The organism is Pseudonocardia oroxyli (assembly GCF_900102195.1).
Taxonomy (GTDB): domain Bacteria; phylum Actinomycetota; class Actinomycetes; order Mycobacteriales; family Pseudonocardiaceae; genus Pseudonocardia; species Pseudonocardia oroxyli.
The window spans coordinates 13,879-38,030 of record NZ_FNBE01000027.1 but is presented as its reverse complement, the minus strand read 5'-3'; the positions used below and the strand labels follow the sequence as shown (position 1 = coordinate 38,030).

Here is a 24,152-nt window from a genome sequence, read left to right as displayed (position 1 = left end):
GGCCCGGGCGGCCCCGCCGACGCCCCGACCGGGTGTTGGCGGACAAGGCCTACTCCCACCCCTCGACCCGGGCGGCGCTGCGGCAGCGCAGGATCGCTTTCACCAGCCCGGAACGGGTCGATCAGATCAACCATCGTCTGCGCAAAGGCTCCCGCGGTGGGCGCCCACCAGGGTTCGACCCCGAGCTCTACGCCGACCGCAACGTGGTCGAGCGCTGTTTCAACCGGCTCAAGCAGTTCCGGGCGCTGGCCACCCGCTACGCGAAGCGGGTGGCCTACTACCGCTCGGAGATCACCATCGCCGCCATCATGTTGTGGCTGCGTGCCGACCTACAGGACAAGCCCTAGTGCCGCTCACGAGTCAGCCGAGGGTCAGAAGTGCGTCCCCGGCGGTGTCGAGGACGTGGATCCGGTCACCTGTGGCGGCGATCTCGGTGGGGGCGCCGCCGACGTTCACCGCGCCGATGACCTGCATCGACACCGCGTCCAGGACGTGCACGACGCCGTGGTCGGTGTCGGCGACGTAGAGGCGGGTGCCGTCGGGGGAGACCGCGAGGCCGGCCAGTCCGGTCTGCAGGGCCGTCGGCCGGGCCCCGGTCGTCGCCGCGTCCAGGTCCACCGCCGTGACCGAGCCGGAGAGGCCGGAACTGACGTAGAGACGGCTCCCGTCGGGGGAGAAGGCGGTGTGGGTCGAGCCCTCGCCCGCGGTGATCGCGCCGGTGGCCCGGCCGGAGCGGGTGTCCAGCAGCGAGACCACGGAGGCGCCGTCGGCGAAGGCGAGGGTGTCCCCGCCCGGGGACAGCGACAGGGTGGCGTTGCCCTGACCGAGCGGGTACGGGCCGCCGATCACCGCGTCCCTGGTGGTGTCCACGGTGACGACCGAGCTCAGGCCGCCCGGCCCCAGCTGGACGACGTGGGCGAGGCCGGTCCGCCGTTCGAGGACCATGTTCGTGGGCACGCGGTCGATCGGGGCGCCCGCGATCACCTTGCCCTCGCGTTCGATGAGGTCCAGGCCGCAGACGCCGCCGCCGGGGGCGCAGCGGGGCACCCACATCTGCCCGAGGTCGTCCACACCGACGCCCCCGCCCGCTTCGGAGACCGTGTACGGCGGGCTCGCCGTCCCGCTGGGCAGGTCGACGATCACGAGCTGGTCGGTGTAGCGCTGCGGCACGGTGACCACGTACGCCTCGGTGCCGTCGACGACGAGCGAGCGCGGGTCGCCGCCGAGCGCCACGCGCGACAGCAGCCGCGGCAGGGTCGGCTCCGGGGCGGCGGTGGGAGGCCCGATCGTGGGGACGGCGATCGGCTCCGCACCGCCTGTCGAGCCCCAGGGCCGGGCCACGAGCAGGGTCGTGACCAGGCCCGCGACCAGGAGCAGGGCGAGTCCGGCGAACCAGGGGAGTCGGGAGCGGCGGGGCCGGGTGGCGACCGGCGGGTTCGAGCCGCCGTCGGGGAAGACGCCGGGGAAGCCCGGGGGCCCCGACCCGCCGCCCCACGGCGGTCCCGGCGGGCGCACTCCGGCGAGCGGGACGACCGTGTCCGGTCCGCCGCGGAGAGTCCGGTCCGGTCGCCGCAGCCCCACCTCGGTGTGCGGGACGTGCCCCCGCAGCGCCTGCGCCGCGAGCCGGGCGAACGCCCCGGCCGACGGCGGGCGGTCCGCCGGGTCCTTCGCCATCCCGGCTGCGACCACGGCGTCGAACGGGCGCAGCCGCGGGTCCGCCGCGCTCGGCCGCGGGACGGGGGCGTGGACGTGGGCGGCGAGGACCGCCGCCGCCGTGGTGGCGGTGTAGGGCCGCTCGCCGGTGAGGCACTCGTGCAGGACACAGGCGAGGGAGTAGACGTCCGAGCGGTGATCCTCACCGGCGCCCAGGATGCGTTCCGGGGCGAGGTACCCCGCCGTGCCCACCACGCCGTTCGCCGTGGTCAAGACGGTGTCCGAGGCCAGTGACCGGACGATGCCGAAGTCCACGAGGTACACGAAGTCGCCCTCGGTGAGCAGCGCGTTCGAGGGCTTGACGTCCCGGTGCACGAGCCCGGCGGCGTGCGCCGCGTCGAGGGCGGCGGCGAGCTGTTCCACGACCCGGACGGCGGCCGCGGGCGCCAGGGGGCCGTGGCGCAGCCGGGCCGCGAGGTCCTCGCCCTGCACGAACCGCATGTCCAGGAACAGCCGGCCGTCGATCTCGCCGTAGTCGTGGATGGGGATCACGGTGGGGGCGTGGAGCCGCGCGGCGAGCTCGCACTCGCGGCGGAAGCGGGCCTCGAACTCGGCGTTGCCGGACTGCTCGGGGCCGAGCCGCTTCAGCGCGACGACGCGCTTGCGGCGGGTGTCGTAGGCGCGCCAGACCTCGCCCATGCCGCCGCGTCCGACCAGCTCGTCCAGCCGGTACGGCCCGAAGTCCTCCGTCACCCGATGTCCCTTTCGTGCCGTTCGGCGACGCTAGCGGATCACGGCGGACCCGGGATCGGTAGAGCTACGGTGAAGCCGTGACGAACCCGTTCCTCGTGCCGAGCGTGCTCCCGTACGGCCTCCCCGACTTCGCCGCGATCCGCGACGAGCACTACCTGCCGGCGTTCGAGGCGGGGATGGCCGAGCAGCGGGCCGAGATCGAGGCGATCGTCGCGGCGGGTGAGCACACCTTCGCGAACACGATCGAGGCGCTCGAGCGCTCCGGGCGGATCCTCGACCGGGTGTCGCGGGTCTTCTTCACCCGCGCGGGCGCGGACACCACGCCGCGGATCGAGGAGGTGCGGTCGGTCGTCGCGCCGTTGCTGGCCGCGCACGCGGACGACATCTCGCTGGACCCGCGGCTGTTCGCGCGGATCCGTGCGGTGCAGGACGAGGCGCTCGACCCCGAGTCGGCGCGGCTGGCGCAGCGCTACCTCACCGACGCCGTCCGGGCGGGCGCCGAGCTCGGCGACGCGGAGAAGGAGCGGCTCAAGGCGCTGAACGCCCAGCTGTCCCGCCTCTCGACCACGTTCTCGGCCCGGCTGCTCGCGGGCGCGAACGCGGCGGCGGTGCACGTCCACGACGTGGCGAAGCTCGACGGGATGTCGCCCGGCGCGATCTCCGCCGCGGCGGCCGCGGCGACCTCCCGCGGGCACGAGGGCGGGTTCCTGCTGACCCTGGTGCTCCCGACCGGGCAGCCCGTCCTGGAGTCGCTCACCGACCGCGAGCTGCGACGACAGGTGTTCGAGGCCTCGATCCACCGCGGCCTGGGTGGGGAGCACGACACGCGAGACGTCGTCCTCGAGATCACCGCCCTGCGCGCCGAGCGGGCCCGGCTGCTCGGCTACCCGACCCACGCCGACTACGTCATCGAGGACGCGACGGCGGGCACGGTGGGCGCCGTCGCCTCGATGCTGGCCGATCTCGCCCCGCCCGCGATGCGCAACGCCGACTCCGAGGCGAACGAGATCGGCGCGCTCGAGCCGTGGGACTGGACGTTCGCCGCGGAGCAGGTCCGCCGCGAGCGCTTCGAGGTCGACGCCGCCCTGCTGCGGCCCTACCTGGAGCTGGAGTCGGTGCTGCAGCACGGGGTGTTCCACGCGGCCGAGCAGCTCTACGGCATCCAGCTGCACCCGCGCCACGATCTCGTCGGCTACCACCCGGACGTCCGCTTCTGGGAGGTGTTCGACGTCGACGGCACGCCGCTGGGCCTGTTCGGCGGCGACTACTACGCGCGCGAGTCCAAGCGCGGCGGGGCGTGGATGAACGCGCTGGTGGGGCAGTCGTTCCTGCTCGACGAGAAGCCCGTCGTGATGAACACGCTCAACATCACCAAGCCCGCCGAGGGCGAGCCCACGCTGCTCACGATCGACGAGGTCCGCACCCTGTTCCACGAGTTCGGGCACGCGCTGCACGGGCTGTTCTCCGCCGTCCGCTACCCGACGTTCTCGGGCACGTCCGTGCCGCGGGACTTCGTCGAGTTCCCGTCGCAGGTCAACGAGATGTGGCTGGCGAGCCCGGAGATCCTGGCCCGGTACGCGCGCCACCATCTCACCGGGGAGCCCCTCCCGGCCGAGCTGCTGGAGAAGCTGCTGGCCAGCCGCACGTTCGGTGAGGGCTACCGGACGACCGAGTACCTGGCCGCGGCGCTGCTGGACCAGGCGTGGCACACGATCACGGTCGACGACACGGTGACGGACGTCGAGACCTTCGAGGCCGAGGCCCTGCGCAAGGCCGGGATCGCCCACCCGCTGATCCCGCCGCGCTACCGCAGCACCTACTTCAACCACGTCTTCGCGGGCGGCTACTCGGCGGGCTACTACTCCTACGTCTGGTCCGAGGTGCTGGACGCCGACACCGTGGCCTGGTTCGCCGAGAACGGCGGCCTGCGCCGCGAGAACGGCGACCACTTCCGCCGCACCCTGCTCTCCCGCGGCGGTGCGGTCGACGCCATGGACGCCTACCGCGCCTTCCGCGGCCGCGACCCGCAGATCCGCAACCTCCTCGAACGCCGCAACCTCACCTGATCCGCGCCTCCGGCGCCCGTGAGTGGTAAGTGGTGCCAGAGCACCACTTACCACTCACGAGCGCCGCAGGCGCAGGGCGTCGAGGAGGGGTTCCGGGTCGGGGGTGTGCTCCGGGGCCTGCAGGACGACCGTGTCGGCGCCCGCCTCGGCGTACCGCTCGACGGCCGCGCGGGCGTCGGCCGGGGTGGTCTCCACGAACACGACCACCCGGGTCGCGCCTTCCAGACCCGCCGCCGCACGGGCCGCGTCCGCCGTGTTCCGGGCGGCGCGCACGGCGTCCGGGGTGGCGACGGCGTCGAGCAGCACGCCGTCCGCGACCTCGCCCGCGAGCGCGACCGTCCGGGGGCCGCGGGCGCCGATCAGCAGCGGGGGGACCTCGGGGACCGGGTCGTCGAGCGCGACGTCGGTGAGCCGCACGTACCGGCCCTCGACGGTCAGGCGCTCGCCGTCGAGGAGGCCGCGGACGGCGTCGGTGTACTCGCGCAGCAGCGTCATCGGCGACTCGACCCGCGCCCCGACCTGCCCCATCCACTCCAGCACGCCGTGCCCCAGAGCGGGCACGACGCGGCCGGGGAACAGGCGGGCGAGCGTGGCGATCTCCATGGTCGCGGCCGCGGCGTTGCGCAGCGGCACGGGCAGCAGCCCCACCCCGACGGTCAGCCGGTCGGTCCAGGCCAGGGCGGCGGTGGCGGCCGGGACCGCGCTGTCGAGGAAGCAGTCCTCCCACAGCCACAGCTCGTCGATCCCCGCCTGGTCCGCGGCCTCCGCCACCGCCCGCAGCCGCCCGATCGGCGACTGCGGGCGGAACACCACACCGGTCCTCGTCACGGGACCCACCTCACCGGATCAGGCCGCCGGGCGCACCTCAGATCCGGCCTGCGAAGGCGCGCAGGGTCTCCACGACGTCGTCGAGCGGCTGGATCGCGACCCGGTTCGCCCCGGCCGCGAGGTGCTCGCGCAGCTGGGCGGCGACCGTGTCGACGTCCCCGCGCAGCACGAGGGCGTCGACGACCCGGTCGCTGCCGGGCAGCGCGAGCTCCTCGTCGGTGAAGCCGAGTCGACGCAGGTTGGCGACGTAGTTCGACAGCCGCAGGTACCGCTGGACCATCGTCCGCGCGGACTCCGCGGAGTTGGCGACCTTGTGCTCGGCCACCAGCAGCGCGTCCGGGCCGAGGATCTCCCGGGCGGTCCGGGTGTGTTCGGGGGTGGTCAGGTAGGGCAGTGCGCCCGCGGAGCGGTCGCGGGCGAGCTCCAGCACGCGGGGTCCGAGCGCGGCGAGCGCGCGGCGCTCCTTCGGCACCCCGGCCTCGTCCAGCGCGTCGAGGTAGTCGACGAGGGCCTGGTAGGGCTTGCGGTAGTCCGCCGTGGCCTCCTTGTGGCCCGCCCCGATACCCAGGATGAACCGCCCCGGGAACGCGCTCTCCAGGCGGTGGAACGACTCCGCGGTCTGCTTCGGGTCGGCCGTCCAGATGTTGACGATGCTGGTGCCGACCGTCAGCCGCTCCGTGGCGGCCAGCAGCGGGTCCACGGCGAGCTCGGCGGCGGGTGACCCGCCGAGCCAGACCGCTTCGTACCCGAGTTTCTCGATCTCCTCCGCGAGCTCGGGGGTGACCGCGGGCTGTCCGAGCCAAACGTCCGTCATGGTCAGGTCAGCGACTCCTCGCCGCGGGCTATTCCGGTGAGGAGCCACCCGAGGCTCGTCGCGAACACGGCGCGGGGCTCGTCGAAGGACGCGAACCCGATGGCGTGGACGATCAGCGTGATCCGCGCGCCGGGGATCGCGGCCGGATCGACCCCCGCCCGCGCCAGCAGGGCGTCCATGTGCGCGCCGAGCGCCTGGGCGTTCGGCCCGCGCGCACCGCGTCGGGCCAGGTAGAGGGGCACGAGGTCGGGCGCGGCCAGCAGCACGTCGTAGGTCGACGTCATCATCCGCGCGACGGCGGCGAGCGGGTCCGCGGCGTCGACCGGCGGGTTCTCGACCGCGCCGAGATGCTCGTCGAGGAGGGCGTCGACCAGCTCGTCCTTGCCGGGGACGTGGCTGTAGAGGGCGTTGGGGGCGACGTCGAGGCTGCGGGCCAGCGCGCGCATCGTCAGGCCCCGCAGCCCCGCTTCCGCGAGCAGCTCGCGCGCCGCGCCCAGCACTGCCTCGCGGGTGAGCCCGGCCCGTTCCCCTGGTCCTCGCACTTGTCGAACTGTACACTGTCCAGTTATATTGTACGCTGTACAGTTCAGCTCTCGGAGGTTCACCATGCACACCGCCGCCGGCATCGAGTACCTCGCCGTCCCACCCGCTGGGGACCCGGCCACCGCGCCGGTCGTGATCGCGTGGCACCTGCTCAGCCCACCGTCCACGCCGCGGTCCTTCGCCGACGCCGTCCCGCTCGCGGGGCTCGACGCCTGGCGGATCTATCCCGCGCTGCCGCTGCCGGAGGGCGACGTGAGGCAGCTGGGTTACGCGGACGCGGTGCGGAACCTCCAGTACCCCATCCCGCACGCCGCGGCGCTCGCGTTCCCGGCGATGCTCGACGAGCTGCGCGAGCGGCTGGGCTTCGGGGACGTCCCGGTCGGGCTGGTCGGAGGGTCCGCGGGAGCGGCTGCGATGTTGTCGGCGCTGGTCGGCGGCGCGGACGTCGCGGCCGCGGTCGCGATCAGCCCGGTCGTGCAGCTCAAGGCGGCCACGGACGCGACCGGGCGGGTGTTCGGCGTCGAGTACCCGTGGGACGCGGAGACCCTCGCGATGGCCGCCGAGCTGGACTTCGTGGCGCGGGCCGCGGAGATCACCGCGCCGCTGCGGCTCATCGTCGGCGACCAGGACGACGCCGAGGGGTTCCGGCGGCCGGCCGAGGCTCTGCACGCGGCGCTGCCCGGCTCCGACCTGGTGATCGTCGAGGGGATGGGACACGCGCTCGCGGACGCGCAGCTCGTCCCCGTGCCCCACGCCGCGCAGGTGGACGCGCTCGCGGTCGACTGGCTGCGCACACACCTGACGTGAGCCGGAATCCCGCGGCCGGTCCCACCGGTTGAACCCCGACGTGCGGGTGTCGCTGCTGGATCGGACGCGGACCCGGGTCGGCGAGCCCGACTCGGCGGCGGTGCGCGGCACCGTCGAACGGGCCCGACGCGCCGAGGAGCTGGGCTTCCACCGCTTCTGGGTCGCCGAGCACCACGCCGTGCCGGGGATCGGGTCGGGCGCGCCGACGGTCCTGATGGCCGCGGTGGCCGCCGCGACGAGTCGCATCCGCGTCGGCGCCGGCGGCGTGATGCTGCCGAACCATCGACCGCTCGTGGTGGCGGAGCAGGTGGGCGTGCTCGCGGCGCTGCATCCCGGGCGGATCGACCTCGGCGTCGGGCGGTCGCTGGGGTTCACCCCGCCCGTGCGGCGTGCCCTGCAGGCCCGGGACTCCTTCCCCGAGGACCTCGAGGAGCTGCGCGCCTACCTCGACGGCACCGCGCCGATCACCGCCCGCCCCCGGCTGGACGAGCCCGTCCCCCTGTTCGTGCTGGCCACCGGCAAGGGGCTCGCGATCGCCGGTGATCTCGGGCTGCCGGTCGTGGTGGGCGGTCCGGTGCTCGACGACGCCGGCGCCCTGGCCGACTACCGCGCCCGCGGCGGACCGTCGGTGATCGTCTCGGTGGACGTGCTGGTCGGCGATCCCGTCCTGGCGCTCCCCGAGGCCTGGGCGCTGGCCGCCGCCCGCACCACCGGCGAGTTCCCGCCGCTCGAACCCCCGGACCCGGACCGCCCGCTGACCGACCGGCAACGCACGACCGTCGAGAACGCGCTGGCCAGGACCATCGTGGGCGAGGCCGACTCGGTGCGGGCGCAGCTGGCCGACCTGGTCGCCCGGACCGGCGCCGACGAGCTCCTCCTGACCTCGTCGACCTGGGACCGCGCGGCCCTGGCCCGCTCCGACGCCGCCCTGTCCACGCTCCTGCGCTGAGGCCGTCGCGAACGGGCGACTCGCGTGTGTGAAGTGGGGGACGGCTCAGGGGGTGCGTGTGCGTCGGCGGTGCAGGAGGAGCATCGCGCCGCCCGCGAGGAGGCCCCAGAAGGCCGAGCCGATCCCCAGGAACGACACGCCCGCCGCGGTGACCACGAACGTCACGATCGCCGCCTCCCGGCCCTCGGGCTCGGCGACCGCCGAGGTGACCGCGCCCGCCAGCGCGCCGAGCAGCGCGAGCCCGGCCACCGCCTCGACGAGGATCGGCGGGGAGAGCAGCAACAGCGCCGTCGCGAGGCCTGCGCCGAGGCCCAGCACCGCGAGGCCGACCCCGGCGGTGACCGAGGCGATCCACCGGCGGTCGGGGTCCGGGTCGGCGTCGGGACCCGCGGCGAGGGCGGCGCTGATGGCGGCGAGGTTCACCGCGTGCCCGCCGAACGGGGCGACGGCGAGCGTGGCCGCACCGGTGGCGACCAGGATGCCGCGCAGCCTCGGCCGGAACCCGTACTGCGCCATCACGGCCATGCCCGGGACGTTCTGCGAGGCCATCGTGACCAGGAACAACGGGAGGCCGATCCCGATCAGCGCGGCGGGCTCGAAGGTCGGCGTGGTCCAGACGAAGGCGGGTGCCAGGTCGACCCCGCCCAGCCCGGGCCCGGTCACCGCGATGGCGACGATCGCCACCACCAGGGCCGCGGGCACCGCCCACGGTCGCGCGAACCGTGCCGTCACCGCCCAGACGACGATCACCGGCGCGGCCAGCAGCGGGACCTCGTGCAGCGCCTGGACCGGTGCCAGGCACAGCTGCAGCAGCACCCCGGCGAGCATGGCGCCCGCGATGGGCCCGGGGATGGCCGCGATCAGCCGCCCGAGCGGCCGCACGAGCCCCGCGATCACGATCAGCGCCCCGCAGAGCAGGAACGCCCCCTCCGCGGCGGCGAACCCGCCGTCGGGCACGCCGGAGGAGATCAGCAGGGCCGCGCCGGGCGTGGACCAGGCGATGCTGATCGGCATCCGGGTCCGCAGGCCGAGCACCACGGCGACGATCCCGGAGCCCACGGCCACCGCCAGCAGGCCGGACGCCGCCTGGCCCTCGTCCGCCCCCGCGGCGCGCAGCCCCGTCAGCACCACCGTGAACGACCCGCCGAACCCGACGATCGCCGTGACGACCCCCGCCAGCACCGGCCGAGCGATCCCGCGCACACGTCCTCCCGCACCCACCGGCCATCGTTCCGTTTACGGAACGATGGCAGGATAGCCCACGTGGAGGCCCTTCCGGACGGTGCGGCGCACGTCGGCCCGCGGGTGCGGGCGCTGCGCACCGAGCGGGGCCTGTCGCTCTCGGAGCTGGCGCGGCGCGCGGGCGTCGGCAAGGCCACGCTCTCCGGGCTCGAGGCCGGCACCCGCAACCCCACGCTGGACACCCTGCACTCGGTCGCGGCCGCCCTCGGTGTGGCGCTGACCGCGCTGGTCGAGGGCCCGCGGATCCACGGCGCGGCCGTGCGGATGGACCTGCTCCGGGTGTTCGAGGAGGGGGCCGCCACCTACGAGCTCTACCGCATGCGGATCCCGGCGGGCACGGCGCAGACCTCGCCGCCGCACCATCCCGGCGTCACCGAGCACGCGACGGTGTTCGCGGGGGAGCTCCGGGCCGGCCCGCTCCACGATCCCGCGTCGGCGGGCCCGGGCGGGTATCTGGAGTGGGCGGCGGACGCTCCCCACGGGTACGCGGCGGTCGGGGAGCAGGACGTGCACGCGTCGTTGCTCATCCGATACCCGCGGTGACCGTGTCGACGCGTTGGGCCACGGATCGATCACCCTGCGGTGAAAGTGGGCCGTTCGGCGTAGCAGATTGCTAACGCCGCAGGTCAAGTGATCGACAGTCCGGGTGACAGCGCACCCCGCCGATCGGACCGCCGATGACACTTCAACAGAGCTGGACTTTCGACGCCGAGACGGACCCGTTCGCCCGTGTCCGTGAGCGGCGGGCCCTCACCAACGCGCCCCGCCGCACCTGGCCGTCCGGCCCCACCACCTGGGCGGAGTCGGCCGCCCGCACGCGGACCAGGCACCGCCGCGCGCGGCTGAGCCGGTGGCTGACGGTCCTGGTGCTGCTCGCCACCCTCGCCGCCGCGGCCGTGATCTGGCAGCTCGCGGACGGCACCCCGCTGGTCCTGCTCCGCGAGGCCCGCGACCAGGTCGGGCCCGCGATCGAGTCGCTCCGCAGGCTGATCCGGTCGTGAGTGGCGATGGTCGCCAGAGCGACCATCGCCACTCACGGGGTGCTCAGGTCCCGTAGATGCGCATCCAGTCGACCTGCATCTCGGCGTTGCCCGCGGGGCCGTCGCCGGGGAAGTAGTCCAGCTGGATGGTCGGGGCCATCTTGCCCGGCGGCAGGGTGTTGCCGTCGGTGCTGCGGAACCACTCCACGCCGTCGATGTAGCCGACGATCCCGTTGTTCGTCCACTCCACCGCGTAGTTGTGCCACTGCGTGATGTCGAGGTTGCGGGTCTGGGACACCTGGTTGTTCGCGGCGCCGTAGTGCAGGAAGAACGACACGTCGTCCGCGGCGCTGTTGGTCTCCGCGAAGTCGACCTCACCGCCTCGCGGCCAGTCGACGTCCGTCGGCCACAGGATCAGCACCGGGTGGTAGGCCGAGGTGCCCTTCGGGAACTTGGCGCGCATCTCGTAGCGGCCGAAGCGCTGCGAGTCGTTGTACATCATGCCGCCGGAGTTGCCGTTCGCGTCGCCGCGGATGGTGAGCACACCACCGTTGACCGACACCGCGTCCGGGGTGCGGCGGCCGTTGCCGCCGTGGCCCGCTCCGTCGTAGACGCCCCACTTGCCCAGGCCGCCGTCGAACTCGTCGCCGCCGACCTGGCGCCAGCCCATCCGGCCGGCGGCGGTGCTGCCGTCGCCCGCCGGTACGGCGACCGCGGCGCGCCCGGCGTTGCGCCCCGGCTGGGGTGCCACGACGGGGGCGACGGGAGGGTTCGTGGTCGTCGTCGCCCGGTCCTTGGCCGTGCCGACGACCGCGGCGAGCCCGCCGGGTGCGGGGATCGGAGCGACCCCGGTCGACGACGTCTCCGGCGCGCCCTGCGCGAGGTCCGAGGACACCAGCGACGCGGAGAGGTCCGGGCCGTCCTCGGACACCGGCTGCAACAGCACGACGACCATGGTCGCGACCAGCACGGCCGCGGCACCGACGGTCAGCGGCGCGAGCCGCCGCAGCGTCGACCGCGGGGCCCGGCGGCGACCGCGCCGCGGGGGCTCGGGGGCCTCCCGCTCGATCACCGTGTCGGGTGTGTCCGTGTCGGGTGCGTCCGGGGCCTCAGCGGCGGCCGAGTGGCCGGCCACCAGGTCCGCGACCGCGATGACCGGCATGCCGGTCATGGGGCTCAGCGGGGGCGGGCCGTCGCCGTCGGGGTCCAGCTCGGGCAGCCCGTGCGGGCTGGTGTCACTGCCGAACTCCGCCAGCGGATCGGGGTCCGACAGCAGGGTGGAGTGGGTCAGCAGCGCGGGCTCACGTGGGGAGTCGTGGTCCGGCTGCAGGGTGGCGAGTGAGGAGGGGAGTGTCGACGTCGATTCCGCACGATCTTCGGCACGACGACGACGGCCCGTCCGCACAGTGGGGAGGCTGTGCTCTGCGGTGTAGCGTTCGACCAGCTCTCGGGGGTCGAGCCGATCCTCCGCAGCGGAGGGTTTCCGTCGCATGATGGTGAACCCTAAGTAGTCGCGGGTGTGGTCACGGCCGAACCTGAGAGGTCGGGTTGCGCCAGCGCGCCGACAGGTCGTCGAACGGCGCCCGAGCGGCCCGACGTCCTCGCTTCACGAGCGCAGGCTACTCCATTCGGGCTACCAGGGCTCTCAGGCAACGCCGTTCGTCGTCTCCGTTGGTGCCGCTCGAACCGTTGGCAGATTGTGATCGTGGGGGTTTCGGGCCACGCTGTCGGAGATGCTCCCCGCCGCTCCCCCGGGGGTCACCGTGTTCGTGCCGTCTCAGGCGACGGCCCGATCGTCCGTGCCCCCCTACGCCCCTGTCCTCGTGGCGCTGCCACCGACGGCCGCCTCGGCGTCCGTCGTGCGCTCCCTGCGTGCCGAAGGCATGCGGGCCGACCCCGCGGGCGACGGGATCGCCGTCCTCGACGCGATCCGTGCCGCGCCGCCCGCCCTCCTGGTGCTCGACGTCGATCTCCCCGGTCCCGAGCACGCCGCCGTCCTGGCCGCGGTGCACGCCGAGGCGCCCAGTGTCCCCGTCGTGGTGCTCACCCCCCGAGAGCGCCGCAACGCCGTGCTCGCCCAGCTGCGCAGCGACCGGGACGACTACGTGGTCCGGCCGTTCGCCGTCGACGAGCTGAGCGCCCGGATCCGGCTGCGGCTGCGGCTCACCGGGTCCGTCGGGCACGCGCTGATCCGCCGCGGCGAGCTGGTGGTGGACACCGAGCTCGGCGAGGTGAGCGTGGACGGCGTGCCGGTCTCGCTGTCCCCGACCGAGTTCGCGCTGCTCACGGCGCTGCTCGCCGAGCCGGGTGCGACCGTGTCGCACGAGGAGCTGGCCACCCAGGTCTGGTCCGAGCCCGCCTCGGCGAACCTGGTCCAGGTCTACATCTCCTACCTGCGCCGCAAGATCGGTGCAGAGCGCATCCGCACCGTCCGCGGCGCGGGCTACGTGCTGGAGGGATAGACACGACGAGGGCCGCCCCCGTCGGGAGCGGCCCTCGTGCGGTGTCGGTGACTACGCGTGCGAACGCGAGCGCCGGCCGACGATCAGGCGGTAGATGCCGAGCAGGATCAGCGCGCCGACCAGGGCGATCAGCCACGTGCGCAGGTCGAAGAACCCGCCCGTGCTCACGCCGAAGATCATCGAGCTGAGCCACCCGCCGAGCAGGCCGCCGACCACACCGATGATGCAGGTCACGATGATGCCGCCCGGGTCCTTACCCGGCATGATCAGCTTCGCCAGCGCGCCGACGATCAGGCCGACGACGATCCATCCGATGACACCCATTGCTGCCTCCTACGTGGTCGCACCGGGTTGTCCGGGCAGGCCGTTTTCGCTTCCGCCGAGGAATCCCCGGTCGACGCCCCGGCCAAACTGTCCGTGACCGAACTGCGATCTGACGGCCCAACCGCGTCGATCATGTGGCCGTGTCCGGTTCGCTCGGACGGGTGCACCCGCTGACCTGCAGGGGAACCCCTGATAACACTTCGGCGGCGGACGCCGCGGAGGCGGCCGATGTCTGCTAGGCAGATGCCCCACGGGCGCCCGCATGTGAGCGCCCTGCAACCTCGGGGGAGTACATGACAGTCACGGGCATCATCACGGCCATCGTGTTCGGTCTGATCATCGGCGCCGTCGCCCGCCTGATCGTGCCGGGCAAGCAGAGCATCCCGATCTGGCTGACGATCATCATCGGCATCGTCGGTGCCTTCATCGGCACGTTCATCGCGCAGGCCTTCGGACGTCCGACGGGCGGGTGGAACTTCTGGGAGACGATCTTCCAGATCGTCGTCGCGGCCATCCTGGTGTGGCTGGTGGCCCGGTTCTACCCGAACCGCTCCCGGACCTGAGCAAGACAACGCCGACTGCCCCGGACCACGCAGGTCCGGGGCAGTCGTGTGTCAGGGCCGGTGAGCGGGTCAGCTGATCAGGCGCAGGGTCAGGGGGTAGCGGTAGTCCACCCCCTGCGACGCCCGCACGGTCCCCGTGATCACGCAGACCACGTAGAAGACGCCGTAGAGCGGCAGCAGGACCAGCCCGATCCCCAGGAAGATCAGCAGCCCGAAGACGACGGTGTAGACCAGCGCGTTGATCTGGAAGTTCAGCGACTCGACCGCGTGCCTGCGCACGAACGGCGAGCTGCCGCCCTTGACCAGCATGACGATCAGCGGCGCGAACAGGCCCAGCGCGAACCACGCGGACACGAAGCTGAGGACATGGGAGGCCATGGCCCAGTTGCGCTCGTCGTCGCGCGGAACGAGCGGGGCCTGACCGGTGGGGAAAGGCTCGTAGCTCATACGTCCAGTATCCCGATCCCGCGGCCCGCCGCCTCAGGGTTCACCCCGAGAAACTGCGAGCGGCCGCGAGGAACCGGTCGTCCTCCTCCGCCGTGGTGACCGTGACCCGCACGCCGTCCGGGTGGAAGGGCCGCACGATCACGTTCCGGTCGGCGAGGCAGTGCGCCGCGAAGTCCGCGGTCCGCTCGCCGAGGGCCACCCAGACGAAGTTCGCCTGCGTCTGCGGCACGGTGTACCCGGCCTCGAGCAGCGCCTCGCGCACGCGGACCCGCTCCGCGACGGCCTCCTTGCAGGCCGCCAGCAGCTCCCCGGCCGCGTCGAGCGCCGCCATCGCGGCGGCCTGGGCCACCGAGCTGACGCTGAACGGCGCGCACACCTTGCGCAGCGCCGTCGCGATCTCGGGCGCGGTGATCGCGTACCCGACGCGCAGGCCCGCCAGCCGATAGGCCTTCGAGAAGGTCCGCAGCACCACCAGGTTCGGGTGGCGCCGCAGCAGCGGGAGGCCGTCCACGGCCTCCGGGTCGGTGACGTACTCGTGGTAGGCCTCGTCGAGCACCACCAGGACGTCCGGCCCCACCGCGTCCAGGAACCGCTCGAACTCCGCGCGGTGCACCACCGTGCCGGTCGGGTTGTTCGGGCTGCAGACGAAGACCAGCCGCGTGTGCGGCGTGACGGCCGCGGCCATCGCGTCGAGGTCGTGGCGGAAGTCCCCGTCGAGCGGCACGGTGACCGACCGGGCGTTCCCGATCTGCGTGACGATGGGGTAGGCCTCGAAGGAACGCCAGGCGTACACGACCTCGTCGGTGGTCTCGCGGCAGCTGATCTGCACGAGCTGCTGGCACAGACTCACCGACCCGCACCCGACGGCGATGTTCTCGGGCGCCACGTGCAGCTCGGTCGCGAGCCGCTCCGTCAGCGCCACGGCGCCCAGATCCGGGTACCGGTTGCCCCCGGCCGCGGCCTCCGCGATCGCCGCCAGCACCGATGCCGGCGGCGCCAGCGCGACCTCGTTGCTGGCCAGCTTGAGCGCGCCGGGGAGGGCGCGCCCGGGCACGTACGCCGGCAGGGAGTCGAGGTCGGGGCGGATGAGGGTCATGGGCGTCACGGTAACCCGGACCACATCGGCGCCCCACACATGGAAGGCTCATGGTCATGAGCGAGATCCGCACCGAGGCGGTCCCCCTGGTCGACGGCAGTGATCTGCGGCTCACGGTGGCGGAACCGGACGGACCCGCCCGGGGCGGGATCGTCGTGCTGCACGAGGCCCGCGGGCTGACCGACATGGTGCAGCGCCTGGTGGAGGGGATCGCCGGGGACGGCTGGCTCGTCGTCGCCCCGCACCTCTACCACCGGGACGGCACCGAGGACCTCGACACCGCCGAGCACGTGGCGCGGCTCGAGGGTGACCAGGTCATGGCGGACACCGACACCGCGTTCGGCTGGTTGGCCGAGCACGACATCGAGGCCGACCGGATGGGTGTGATCGGGTTCGACCTCGGCGGGAGCGTGGCGCTGCTGGTGGCGGCGCGGCGGACCCTCGGTGCCGCCGTCACCGTCGCGGGCGGCGGGATCTCCGAGCCGCTGGGTCCGCTCCCCGCGCTGATCTCGGCGGCCCCGGGACTGACCTGCCCCTGGCTGGGCATCTACGGCGACCGGGACGACGTCGAGGAGCTCGACGGGCTGCTGGCCGCCGCCCGCGAGTCCGAGGTCGCCACCGACCTGGTCACCTATCCCGGGCGCGGCCACCGCTTCGACGACGACCCGGCCACCGCCGAGGACGCCTGGCAGCGGATGCTCAACTGGTTCGACTCGCACCTGCGCTGACGGGTGCTCGGGATCACTTCCCGGCGGGGGTGTCCTCCGACACGATGACCCCATGACGCTCGACGCCACCGACCCCGAGGTGCTCTGGACCCCTCCGGCGGGGCGGGACACCGCGATCGCGGAGTTCGCCCGGCGCAACGGGATCGACCCGAGCGACTACGCGGCCCTGCACGCCTGGTCGGTGGCGGACCTGCCGGGTTTCTGGGCCGCGGTCGCCGAGTTCTGCGGGGTGATCTGGCGGACCGAGCCGACCGCCGTGCTCGGCTCGCGGGAGATGCCGGGAGCGCACTGGTTCCCCGGCGGCACCCTGAACTACGCCGAGCACGCGCTCACCCCCGGCCCCGGGCGGGCGGACGCGGACGTCGCCGTGCGGACCGTGCGGGAGGACGGGCTCGAGCGCATCGTCACCCACGCCGAGCTGCGGGACCTGGTGGCGCGGGCGCGCGCGGGGCTGGTCGCGGCGGGCGTCGGGATCGGTGACCGGGTGGTGGCCCTGGCGCCGAACTGCCTCGAGACGCTGGTGATGTTCCTCGCCGCCGCCTCGCTCGGCGCCGTCTGGTCCAGCTGTTCGCCGGACTTCGGGGCGCGCGCGGTGCACGACCGCTTCGCCCAGACCGAACCGTCGGTGCTGCTCGCCGTCGACGGGTACCGCTATGGCGGCAAGGGCTACGACGTCCGGCCCACGGTGGCGGCGTTGCAGCAGCAGCTGCCCACACTGCGCCAGACCGTCCTCGTGTCCTACCTGGACCCGGCGGCGACGCTCGCCGACACCACGCCGTGGGCCGAGTTCACCGCGGCCACGGGCCCGCTGGAGTTCGAGCCGGTCCCGTTCGACCACCCGCTGTGGATCCTGTACTCCTCCGGGACCACCGGGCTGCCGAAGGGCATCGTGCACGGCCACGGCGGCATCGTCGTCGAGCACATGAAGGCGCTGCGGCTGCACAACGACCTGGGCCCGGGCGAGCGGTTCTTCTGGTTCACCACCACCGGCTGGATGATGTGGAACCTGATCATCGGCGGCCTGCTGGTGGGCAGCGAGATCGTGCTCTACGACGGCAACCCGGGCTTCCCCGACCTCGGCGCGCTGTGGGCCATGGCGGAGCGGCACGGCATCACCGTGTTCGGCGTCTCGGCGCCCTACCTCCAGTCCTGCCTCAAGGCGGGCCTGCGCCCGCGGGACTCCCACGACCTGTCGTCCGTGCGGGCGCTCGGCTCCACCGGCTCGCCGCTGTCCCCGGAGGGCTTCCGCTGGGTCGCCGACGCCGTGGGCGAGCACATCCAGATCTGCTCGACCTCGGGCGGCACGGACGTCTGCGCGGCGTTCCTCGGGTCGGCCCCCACCGTGCCCGTCTGGCTCGGGGAGCTGTCGGCCGCGGCCCTCGGTGCGGACGTCCACTCGTTCGACGAGCAGGGCGCCGACCTGCACGACGAGGTCGGCGAGCTCGTGATCACCCAGCCGATGCCGTCGATGCCGGTGATGTTCTGGAACGACCCGGACGGCGCGCGGCTGCGCGAGGCCTACTTCGAGGACTACCCGGGGCTGTGGCGCCACGGCGACTGGGTGCGGGCCACCCCGCGCGGGTCGTACGTCGTCTACGGCCGGTCGGACTCGACGCTCAACCGCGGTGGGGTCCGCATGGGCACCGCGGACTTCTACGCCGTGGTCGAGGGCTTCGACGAGGTCGCCGACTCCCTGGTGATCGACACCACGGCGCTGGGGGCGAAGGAGGAGGGTGCGCTGCTGTGTTTCCTCGTCCTGGCGCCGGGGGCGTCGCTGGAGGCGGTCGAACCGGTGCTGCGCAAGGCCCTGCGCTCGGAGCTGTCCCCGCGGCACGTCCCGGACCGGTTCGTGCTGGTCGAGGCGATCCCGCGGACGTTGAACGGCAAGAAGTGCGAGGTGCCGGTCAAGAAGATCCTCGCGGGGGTGGACCCGGAGAAGGCGGTGTCGCGCGATGCCCTGGCCAACCCGGACGCCCTCACCCCCTTCCTCGCGATGGCGGGGGTCGGGTGATCCGGCCCCGCGGCCGTGTGTACTCTTGTCCGTGCTGAGGCCGAGAGGCCCCGGGAGGCTTCGCCTAGTCTGGTCTATGGCGCCGCACTGCTAATGCGGTTTGGGGTAACCCCCCATCCCGGGTTCAAATCCCGGAGCCTCCGCACCGGTCAGGTCGACTCCCGGGTCGATCGGGCCAGTTGATATAACTGAAGAGCACGCGCCCGTAGCTCAACGGATAGAGCATCTGACTACGGATCAGAAGGTTAGGGGTTCGAATCCCTTCGGGCGCACAGCACAGAATCAGGCCCTGACCAGCAAGTATGGTCAGGGCCTGACTCGTATCTCGATCTCCGTGCTCCCCGTTCGGCGGCGCGGTGGTGACAGGCGATGATCGTCCGCCACCGTGCCCGACCGGTCGTTGCTCCCGATCATCGGCTCCTGGCCACAGGCAGGCCGGACGGGGAGGTCGCGCGCCGGGAGGGGTCCGGTGAGGCCCTCGTAGGCTCGGGCCGTGAGCCCCCGCGGGTGGACGTCCGACCATCTCGTCGCGACGGTCGAGGCGCTCTGCGCGGTCGTCGTGATCGTGGCCCGGCTGCTGCGCCGCCGGGCGACCGGCACCCGGCTGGCGCGGACGTGGAACGACCAGGGCGGCTGGATCACGGCGCTGACCGGGGTCGGGGTCGACGAGCTGAACGCGGATCTCGGGTCTGCTGCAGGCGGCTGGTTCACCTGGGTGGACGAGGAGGAACCGATCGCGGCGGGCGAGAGGGACGGCCGGCGCCGCCTGCACGACGAGCCGTCCTGACAGGTGACACGGGTCGCGGAGACCCTGGCGGCACGCCGCAGCGGGGTCCGGGCGGCGGCTGCCGCCAGACCTGGCTCGGGCGTCGATCGGGCGTGAACGGGTAGCGGGGAGGTGTGCCGACCCAGGTCCTGTTGATCGTCGTCGTGCTTGCCGCGGGTGTCGTGGTGGGCAGACTCGTGAGCGCGAGCACAGGGCTGCCTGACGCCGCGGTGTACGTCCTGCTGGGGGTCGCTGCGGCGTTCGTCCCGGGCGTGGACCAGGTGCGGTTGTCCCCGGACCTGGTGCTGCTGTTGTTCCTCCCGCCGCTGATCTACTTCGCGGGCTTCTTCACCGATCCCCGGGAGGGGCTGCGGCACCTGGTGCCGATCGTGGGGCAGTCGGTCGGTCTGGTGGTGGCGACCGCGGTCTGTGTGGCGGCGGCGTTGCTGTGGGTGGTGCCGGACCTCGGGTGGGCGGCCGCGATCGCCTTCGGGGCGGCGGTGGCCCCGCCGGACCCGGTCGCGGCCGGTGCGGTGCTGGAGCGGGTCGGGGCGCCACGTCGGCTGGTCACGGTGTTGGAGTCCGAGGGGCTGGTCAACGACGGCGTCGCGTTGACCCTGTTCGCGGTGGCCGTGGCCGCGGTCGGGGCGAGCACCTCCGCGGGGGAGATCGGGCTGACGCTGCTGCTGGAGGTCGGCGGCGGGATCGGGTTCGGGTTGGTGGTGGGCGTGCTCGCCGGTCTGTTGCGGCGGCGGGTGCGGGACACCGCGAGCCACGTCCTGCTGTCGCTGCTCACCCCGTACCTGGCGTTCGTGCCCGCGCAGGAGGTGCACGCCTCGGGTGTGCTGGCCACGGTGACGGCGGCGGTGTGGCTCGGCGTGCGCGGGCGCGGGCTGGCGGAGCCGACGGTGCGGCTGCACTCCGAGACGTTCTGGCGGGTGCTGAACACGCTTCTGGTGGCCGTGCTGTTCGTGCTGCTCGGGGTGCAGGTGCCAGAGCTGGTCCGTGCGGTCGGTGACTACTCCGTGTGGCAGCTGGTGGCGGCGGCCGTGGCGGTCGTCCTGGTCGCCGTGGTGGTGCGGCTGGGGTGGGTGATGGGCGCGACGCCGCTGAGCGGGCTCGTCACGGGCGGCCGCGATCCCGCGGCGGACATGCCATGGCGTGAACGGCTGCTCGTGGGCTGGTGCGGCCCGCGTGGTGCCGTGTCGCTGGCGGTGATCCTGTCCCTGCCCGCGGTCGGTGCGGACGGCCTGGAGTTCCCCCACCGGGACCTGCTGCAGTTCCTGACCGTCGTGGTGGTGCTCGCGACCCTGGTCGGTCAGACCGTGCCGCTGCCATGGCTGGTCCGGCGCCTTCGGCTGGGCCCGAGCCCCACCGAGCGCACCGAGGCCACGCGGGCACGGCGGATGGCGGTCGAGGCTGCGCTGCGCGAGCTCGACGGCATCGAGCAGGGGGAGGAGCCGACCGCCGGGGTCGACGAGCTGCGGCAGGTCCTGCAGCTGCGCCGCGACGACCTCCACGGCCGGGCCGACTCCGCGGGGGAGAGCCGCACGGACGTCGCGGACCTGCGGCTGCGGCTCGTCGAGGTCGAGCGGGCCGCCCTGCGAGAGCTCCACGAGCGTGGCGAGATCTCCCGCCGCACCGTGATCGCGCTCAGCCAGGACCTCGATCTCGACGAGACCCAGCTCCGACGACGCCGGCAGGTGTGATCGACCCGTGACGATCGGGCCGACGGTTCAGGGGCGGGCCGAGGGTGCGGATGCGGACACGACGGGCGGCTCCGCGACGTCCATGGCCGTGAGCCTAAGGCGGTGCCGGGTCGCCCGCCGGTCGCACGCACCGGTCAGGTGGGAGCGAGGCGAGCGCGCGTGCCGCAGCTCAGCCCTGCCTCTCGAGGTCGATCAGCGAGCGGTGGGGCCGCCTTTCAGAGGCGTTCGACGCGGTCGGCCTGCGGGCCCCGGTCGCTCTGGCGCACCGCGTACCGGACCCGGTCACCCTTCTGCAGCGGCTCCGACCCCAGCACCACGGACACGTGGGCGAAGAGGTCGTCCCCACCTGCGTCCGGGGTGATGAAGCCGAAGCCGCGGTCGCCGTCGTAGCGCGCGACGACGCCCTCACCGCCGCGCACGGGCGCGTTCCGCGCCGCCGGGGCAGGTGCCGACCGCCGCGGCGCCGTGGGGGGCTCGGGGTCCCGGACCAGGTGCACGTCGCGGGCCTGCGGGCCCTTGTCCCCACTGGTCACCTCGTAGGCGACGCGGTCGCCCTCCGCGAGCCACGTCAGCCCCTCGGCCAGGGCCCGGGCGTGGACGAAGACGTCCCCGTCGCCGGAGTCGGGGGTGATGAAGCCGAAGCCCTTGTCCTCGTCGTACCAGGCCACCGTGCCGTCGGCACCGTCCGCGGTGCCGGCCGCGGCGGGGGCGCCTGCCTCCGCGCCCAGGGGGATCACGTGCCCGGCCTGCGGGCCGCGCTCGCCTTCGACGATCAGGAAGGCCACCCGCTGGCCCTCGGTGACCACACCGCCGGTCACGATGGCGGAGCTGTGCACGAAGACGTCGGCGCCGCCGCCGTCCGGGGAGGCGAAGCCGTAGCCCTTCGCCGGCTCGTACCAGGTGACGGTGCCGAGCAGGCCCACGGCGCTGCCGGTGGCGGCCTCGGCGGTGACGCGGACGCGCAGCGCCTGGGGCCCGCGGTCGTTCTCGCCGACCTCGAACTCGACGGCCTGACCCTCGCGGAGCAGCGTGGCGCCGCCGCCCCCGACGATCTCGGAGGCGTGCACGAACACGTCCGGCGAGCCGTCCTCGGGTGCGAGGAAGCCGAATCCCCGTTCGGCGTCGAACCAACGGACGGTTCCCTGCGGCATCGAAGGCTCCAGGTCGAGAGGGGCGGGCACTGGCCCCCAGTCTCTCGCCGAGGGTGTGGTCACGGGGAACGGGGTGGTCGGACACCGGAGAGCCACGCCCCCGTCGGTGCGGTGGGGGCCTCGTCTCGTCGAGCTGCCCGCGGTCCGTCACGGTGTCGGGAGCAGCCGGAGGACCGGGATCTCGCGGGTGCCCGCGCGGTCGCGGAAGCGGCGCCGGCCCGGGTTCATCGCGACGGCCCGGCCGAACTCGCGGTCCCGCTCCGCGCCGGAGAGCTCCCGCGCGGTGAAGTGGTGGGCGACCTCGTCGACGACGACCTCGACCGCGGGGTGTGCGCGGATGGTGAAGTACCACGCCGGGTGGTGGCGTGGTGTCACCGGAGGACGTGACACCACGCCCCTACCGAGCGAGCCGATCGAGCAGCTCGGTCAGCAGGGCGTGCTCGCCCCGGGTGAGGTCGCCCGCGTCGTCGTCGAGCATGGCGCGCAACCGGAGCGCGGCACTGGCGCGGGTCGTGGGGGCCTCGGCCGCCGTCAGGTCCAGCGTTCCCGCCAGCGCGGCCTCGCGGACGCGGTCGGACAGGGCGAGGTCGGGCTCGGGCTGGGTGATCAACGTGAGTGTCACGCCCACGTTCGCGGCGAGGACCTGCTCGGCGGCGTCCTCCGCGGGGACCTTGAGCAGGCCCTTCACGGCCGCCTCGCTGAACCTCTCGCGCAGTGCGGCGTGGGCGGGCGCGGTGACCGCACAGGGCCGTCCCGGCTCGGCGCGGCCGTAGAGCAGGGCGTAGAACGCCGGGTGCTCCAGCCCGAACCGCACGTGCCGGTCCCAGCCCTCGCGCAGGTCGTCGAGCGGGTCACCCGAGCTCTCCATGGCCGTGTACTGGGTGAAACCGTGGTTCGCCACGGCGTCGATCAGGCCCTGCTTGCTGCCGAAGTGGTGGTACAGCGTCGGGGCCTGGACGCCCGCGCGCTCGCACACGGCCCTCGTGGACACCGTGCCCCCGCTCTCCAGCAGTTCTGCTGCGGCGAGCAGGAGACGGTCGCGTGCGTTCGGCATGCCGCTATGGTAGACCATGTAGCGCTACACAAGATTCTATAGCGATCGGAGAGATCATGAGGACCTGGTTCATCACGGGTGGCACGCCCGGCGGATTCGGGCTGACCTACGCCGAGGCCGCGCTGCGGGAGGGCGACCGCGTGGCGGTGACCGCGCGTCGTCCCTCCGAACTGCGGGACTGGGCCGAGCGGTACGGCGACCGGGTGCTGGTCCTCGAGGTCGACGTGACCGACGCGGACCAGGTGCGCGCGGCGGTCGCGGCGGCGGAGGAGCGGTTCGGCGGGATCGACGTGCTCGTCAACAACGCGGGCCGCGGATGGTTCGGCTCCGTCGAGGGCGCTCGGGACGAGCTGGTCCGCCGCACCTTCGCGCTGAACCTGTTCGCGGTGGTCGAGGTCGTCCGCGCCGTGTTGCCGGGCATGCGGGCGCGCGGGGACGGCTGGATCGTGAACATGTCGTCGGTGGCGGGCTTCGCGGGCGCGGCGGGGTTCGGCTACTACTCGGCGGCGAAGTTCGCCCTCGAAGGCCTGTCGGAGACCCTGCGCGAGGAGGTCGCCCCGTTCGGGGTGCGGGTGCTCGTCGTGGAGCCCGGAGCGTTCCGCACCAAGGCCTACGCGAGCTTCGAGAGCGAGCCCGTCGACGAGACCGTCGACGCCTACGTGCCGCTGATCGAGGGGGTCAAGGCGGCGTTCGTGGAGCAGGACGGCAAGCAGGCGGGCGATCCCGTGCGCGGTGTGCAGGCCGTGCTGAGCGCGATGAACGCGCCCGTTCCGCCGCACCGGATCGTCCTGGGCGACTCCGGGTACGAGGTCGCGATCGCCGTGCACGAGAACGCCCTCGCGGAGCTCCGCCGGAACGAGGAGCTCTCGCGCAGCGCGGACCTGCCGTCGATCGACCTGCCCGCGGCCGTGCAGACCTTCGTCGCGGCCACGAACACGCACGACGCGGAGGCCCTGCTCGCCGTGTTCGCCCCCGGGGCGACCGTCGCGGACGACGGCGCGACCCACGGCACCCCCGCCGCCATCCGCGGCTGGATCCAGAGCCACCTGATCGACCCCCGCATCGTGATCACCCCGATCTCGTTCGGCGGCGACCGGATGGTGGCCTCCGGCGACGGGGACTTCCCGGGTGGTCCGCTGACGTTCGCGTTCGACTTCGCGACCGACGGCGAGCTCGTCACGAGCCTGTCCATCGCCCCGGTCTGAC

At 73.5% G+C, this 24,152-nt stretch carries 25 protein-coding genes and 2 tRNA genes; 15 read left to right on the top strand and 12 right to left on the bottom strand.

The genetic code is table 11. From position 1 onward, the window contains the following. The coding region (locus BLS43_RS28065) for a transposase (protein ID WP_143030272.1) at nt 1–347 on the top strand (347 nt) is incomplete at its 5' end. Nucleotides 348–360: 13 nt separating this feature from the next. Here the strand turns inward: BLS43_RS28065 and BLS43_RS28060 are convergent. Beyond that, the gene (locus BLS43_RS28060; protein ID WP_093089723.1) at nt 361–2,406 is read right to left on the bottom strand and encodes a serine/threonine-protein kinase; all 2,046 of its coding nucleotides are present in this window, start codon (nt 2,404–2,406) and stop codon (nt 361–363) included. A 77-nt stretch (nt 2,407–2,483) separates the two neighbouring features. Here BLS43_RS28060 and BLS43_RS28055 point away from each other — a divergent pair, with 77 nt between their 5' ends. Further along, nucleotides 2,484–4,472, top strand: coding sequence for a M3 family metallopeptidase (locus BLS43_RS28055; RefSeq protein WP_093089722.1), 1,989 nt, complete (start codon nt 2,484–2,486; stop codon nt 4,470–4,472). A 54-nt stretch (nt 4,473–4,526) separates the two neighbouring features. On the opposite strand, the gene BLS43_RS28050 is transcribed toward BLS43_RS28055, so the two are convergent. Genes BLS43_RS28050 through BLS43_RS28040 form a run of 3 tightly spaced genes read right to left on the bottom strand, consistent with a single transcriptional unit; the run spans nt 4,527 to nt 6,656 of the window. After that, on the bottom strand, nt 4,527–5,300 hold the full coding sequence (locus BLS43_RS28050) for an LLM class flavin-dependent oxidoreductase (RefSeq protein WP_093089721.1): 774 nt from the start codon (nt 5,298–5,300) through the stop codon (nt 4,527–4,529). Nucleotides 5,301–5,337: 37 nt separating this feature from the next. Continuing rightward, on the bottom strand, nt 5,338–6,114 hold the full coding sequence (locus BLS43_RS28045; RefSeq protein WP_093089720.1) for an LLM class F420-dependent oxidoreductase: 777 nt from the start codon (nt 6,112–6,114) through the stop codon (nt 5,338–5,340). A gap of 2 nt (nt 6,115–6,116) precedes the next feature. Then, on the bottom strand, nt 6,117–6,656 hold the full coding sequence (locus tag BLS43_RS28040) for a TetR/AcrR family transcriptional regulator (protein ID WP_176921612.1): 540 nt from the start codon (nt 6,654–6,656) through the stop codon (nt 6,117–6,119). Between the two features lie 64 nt (nt 6,657–6,720). Between BLS43_RS28040 and BLS43_RS28035 the strand changes: the two genes are divergently transcribed. Together BLS43_RS28035 and BLS43_RS28030 are read left to right on the top strand one after the other, a co-directional pair. Beyond that, the gene (locus BLS43_RS28035; RefSeq protein WP_093089718.1) at nt 6,721–7,464 is read left to right on the top strand and encodes an alpha/beta hydrolase family protein; all 744 of its coding nucleotides are present in this window, start codon (nt 6,721–6,723) and stop codon (nt 7,462–7,464) included. 28 nt (nt 7,465–7,492) lie between these two features. Continuing rightward, nucleotides 7,493–8,413, top strand: coding sequence for an MsnO8 family LLM class oxidoreductase (locus BLS43_RS28030; protein ID WP_218130043.1), 921 nt, complete (start codon nt 7,493–7,495; stop codon nt 8,411–8,413). Between the two features lie 45 nt (nt 8,414–8,458). Here BLS43_RS28030 and BLS43_RS28025 read toward each other — a convergent pair whose 3' ends face one another. After that, nucleotides 8,459–9,616: a benzoate/H(+) symporter BenE family transporter gene (locus tag BLS43_RS28025; protein ID WP_093089717.1), complete on the bottom strand. Its 1,158-nt coding sequence runs from the start codon at nt 9,614–9,616 to the stop codon at nt 8,459–8,461. A 60-nt stretch (nt 9,617–9,676) separates the two neighbouring features. On the opposite strand from BLS43_RS28025, the gene BLS43_RS28020 reads away from it, so the two are divergent. Together BLS43_RS28020 and BLS43_RS30335 are read left to right on the top strand one after the other, a co-directional pair. Next, nucleotides 9,677–10,198, top strand: coding sequence for an XRE family transcriptional regulator (locus BLS43_RS28020; protein ID WP_218130042.1), 522 nt, complete (start codon nt 9,677–9,679; stop codon nt 10,196–10,198). Nucleotides 10,199–10,332: 134 nt separating this feature from the next. Continuing rightward, on the top strand, nt 10,333–10,656 hold the full coding sequence (locus BLS43_RS30335; protein ID WP_176921611.1) for a hypothetical protein: 324 nt from the start codon (nt 10,333–10,335) through the stop codon (nt 10,654–10,656). A gap of 43 nt (nt 10,657–10,699) precedes the next feature. Here BLS43_RS30335 and BLS43_RS28010 read toward each other — a convergent pair whose 3' ends face one another. Then, entirely contained in the window at nt 10,700–12,127 is a 1,428-nt protein-coding gene (locus BLS43_RS28010; protein ID WP_143030270.1) for a glycoside hydrolase family 16 protein, read from the bottom strand. 241 nt (nt 12,128–12,368) lie between these two features. Here BLS43_RS28010 and BLS43_RS28005 point away from each other — a divergent pair, with 241 nt between their 5' ends. After that, the gene (locus tag BLS43_RS28005; protein ID WP_093089714.1) at nt 12,369–13,097 is read left to right on the top strand and encodes a response regulator transcription factor; all 729 of its coding nucleotides are present in this window, start codon (nt 12,369–12,371) and stop codon (nt 13,095–13,097) included. A gap of 51 nt (nt 13,098–13,148) precedes the next feature. Here BLS43_RS28005 and BLS43_RS28000 read toward each other — a convergent pair whose 3' ends face one another. Beyond that, entirely contained in the window at nt 13,149–13,421 is a 273-nt protein-coding gene (locus tag BLS43_RS28000) for a GlsB/YeaQ/YmgE family stress response membrane protein (RefSeq protein WP_093089713.1), read from the bottom strand. Between the two features lie 293 nt (nt 13,422–13,714). Here BLS43_RS28000 and BLS43_RS27995 point away from each other — a divergent pair, with 293 nt between their 5' ends. Continuing rightward, nucleotides 13,715–13,984, top strand: coding sequence for a GlsB/YeaQ/YmgE family stress response membrane protein (locus tag BLS43_RS27995; protein WP_093089712.1), 270 nt, complete (start codon nt 13,715–13,717; stop codon nt 13,982–13,984). 69 nt (nt 13,985–14,053) lie between these two features. On the opposite strand, the gene BLS43_RS27990 is transcribed toward BLS43_RS27995, so the two are convergent. Next, nucleotides 14,054–14,431 carry a DUF4870 domain-containing protein gene (locus BLS43_RS27990; RefSeq protein ID WP_237194633.1) on the bottom strand — a complete coding sequence of 126 codons (378 nt, stop codon included), beginning with the start codon at nt 14,429–14,431 and terminating at the stop codon, nt 14,054–14,056. Nucleotides 14,432–14,471: 40 nt separating this feature from the next. Then, nucleotides 14,472–15,527, bottom strand: coding sequence for a histidinol-phosphate transaminase (gene hisC / locus BLS43_RS27985; RefSeq protein WP_093089711.1), 1,056 nt, complete (start codon nt 15,525–15,527; stop codon nt 14,472–14,474). A 56-nt stretch (nt 15,528–15,583) separates the two neighbouring features. On the opposite strand from hisC, the gene BLS43_RS27980 reads away from it, so the two are divergent. From BLS43_RS27980 to BLS43_RS27955, 6 genes are all read left to right on the top strand, one after another. Further along, a complete protein-coding gene (locus tag BLS43_RS27980) occupies nt 15,584–16,255 on the top strand; it encodes a dienelactone hydrolase family protein (protein WP_093089727.1) in 672 nt (223 codons plus the stop codon). A gap of 52 nt (nt 16,256–16,307) precedes the next feature. Further along, complete coding sequence (locus BLS43_RS27975) at nt 16,308–18,266, top strand: acetoacetate--CoA ligase (RefSeq protein ID WP_093089710.1); 1,959 nt, start codon at nt 16,308–16,310, stop codon at nt 18,264–18,266. Nucleotides 18,267–18,319: 53 nt separating this feature from the next. Further along, nucleotides 18,320–18,409: transfer RNA gene (locus BLS43_RS27970), tRNA-Ser, on the top strand. Between the two features lie 56 nt (nt 18,410–18,465). Next, a tRNA-Arg gene (locus BLS43_RS27965) sits at nt 18,466–18,538 on the top strand. A gap of 221 nt (nt 18,539–18,759) precedes the next feature. After that, nucleotides 18,760–19,053 carry a hypothetical protein gene (locus BLS43_RS27960; RefSeq protein WP_093089709.1) on the top strand — a complete coding sequence of 98 codons (294 nt, stop codon included), beginning with the start codon at nt 18,760–18,762 and terminating at the stop codon, nt 19,051–19,053. Nucleotides 19,054–19,166: 113 nt separating this feature from the next. Further along, the gene (locus BLS43_RS27955) at nt 19,167–20,741 is read left to right on the top strand and encodes a Na+/H+ antiporter (protein WP_093089708.1); all 1,575 of its coding nucleotides are present in this window, start codon (nt 19,167–19,169) and stop codon (nt 20,739–20,741) included. A 215-nt stretch (nt 20,742–20,956) separates the two neighbouring features. On the opposite strand, the gene BLS43_RS32230 is transcribed toward BLS43_RS27955, so the two are convergent. From BLS43_RS32230 to BLS43_RS27940, 3 genes are all read right to left on the bottom strand, one after another. Next, nucleotides 20,957–21,892, bottom strand: a complete 936-nt coding sequence (locus tag BLS43_RS32230; protein ID WP_093089707.1) for a cold-shock protein — start codon at nt 21,890–21,892, stop codon at nt 20,957–20,959. Between the two features lie 147 nt (nt 21,893–22,039). After that, nucleotides 22,040–22,267, bottom strand: coding sequence for a nitroreductase/quinone reductase family protein (locus BLS43_RS27945; RefSeq protein WP_176921610.1), 228 nt, complete (start codon nt 22,265–22,267; stop codon nt 22,040–22,042). 22 nt (nt 22,268–22,289) lie between these two features. After that, on the bottom strand, nt 22,290–22,946 hold the full coding sequence (locus tag BLS43_RS27940) for a TetR/AcrR family transcriptional regulator (RefSeq protein WP_176921609.1): 657 nt from the start codon (nt 22,944–22,946) through the stop codon (nt 22,290–22,292). A 56-nt stretch (nt 22,947–23,002) separates the two neighbouring features. Between BLS43_RS27940 and BLS43_RS27935 the strand changes: the two genes are divergently transcribed. Next, nucleotides 23,003–24,151 (top strand): SDR family NAD(P)-dependent oxidoreductase, encoded by a 1,149-nt coding sequence (locus BLS43_RS27935; RefSeq protein ID WP_093089704.1) that lies wholly within the window; start codon nt 23,003–23,005, stop codon nt 24,149–24,151. Nucleotide 24,152 lies beyond the last annotated feature (1 nt).

Bases quoted from the DNA above. Each gene is read 5' to 3' on its own strand.
- BLS43_RS28045 (WP_093089720.1), bottom strand. From the start codon at position 6,114: ATGACGGACGTTTGGCTCGGACAGCCCGCGGTCACCCCCGAGCTCGCG.
- BLS43_RS28035 (WP_093089718.1), top strand. From the start codon at position 6,721: ATGCACACCGCCGCCGGCATCGAGTACCTCGCCGTCCCACCCGCTGGG.
- BLS43_RS30335 (WP_176921611.1), top strand. From the start codon at position 10,333: ATGACACTTCAACAGAGCTGGACTTTCGACGCCGAGACGGACCCGTTC.
- BLS43_RS28010 (WP_143030270.1), bottom strand. From the start codon at position 12,127: ATGCGACGGAAACCCTCCGCTGCGGAGGATCGGCTCGACCCCCGAGAG.
- BLS43_RS28005 (WP_093089714.1), top strand. From the start codon at position 12,369: ATGCTCCCCGCCGCTCCCCCGGGGGTCACCGTGTTCGTGCCGTCTCAG.
- BLS43_RS28000 (WP_093089713.1), bottom strand. From the start codon at position 13,421: ATGGGTGTCATCGGATGGATCGTCGTCGGCCTGATCGTCGGCGCGCTG.
- BLS43_RS27995 (WP_093089712.1), top strand. From the start codon at position 13,715: ATGACAGTCACGGGCATCATCACGGCCATCGTGTTCGGTCTGATCATC.
- BLS43_RS27990 (WP_237194633.1), bottom strand. From the start codon at position 14,431: ATGAGCTACGAGCCTTTCCCCACCGGTCAGGCCCCGCTCGTTCCGCGC.
- hisC (WP_093089711.1), bottom strand. From the start codon at position 15,527: ATGACCCTCATCCGCCCCGACCTCGACTCCCTGCCGGCGTACGTGCCC.
- BLS43_RS27980 (WP_093089727.1), top strand. From the start codon at position 15,584: ATGAGCGAGATCCGCACCGAGGCGGTCCCCCTGGTCGACGGCAGTGAT.
- BLS43_RS27975 (WP_093089710.1), top strand. From the start codon at position 16,308: ATGACGCTCGACGCCACCGACCCCGAGGTGCTCTGGACCCCTCCGGCG.
- BLS43_RS32230 (WP_093089707.1), bottom strand. From the start codon at position 21,892: ATGCCGCAGGGAACCGTCCGTTGGTTCGACGCCGAACGGGGATTCGGC.
- BLS43_RS27940 (WP_176921609.1), bottom strand. From the start codon at position 22,946: ATGCCGAACGCACGCGACCGTCTCCTGCTCGCCGCAGCAGAACTGCTG.
- BLS43_RS27935 (WP_093089704.1), top strand. From the start codon at position 23,003: ATGAGGACCTGGTTCATCACGGGTGGCACGCCCGGCGGATTCGGGCTG.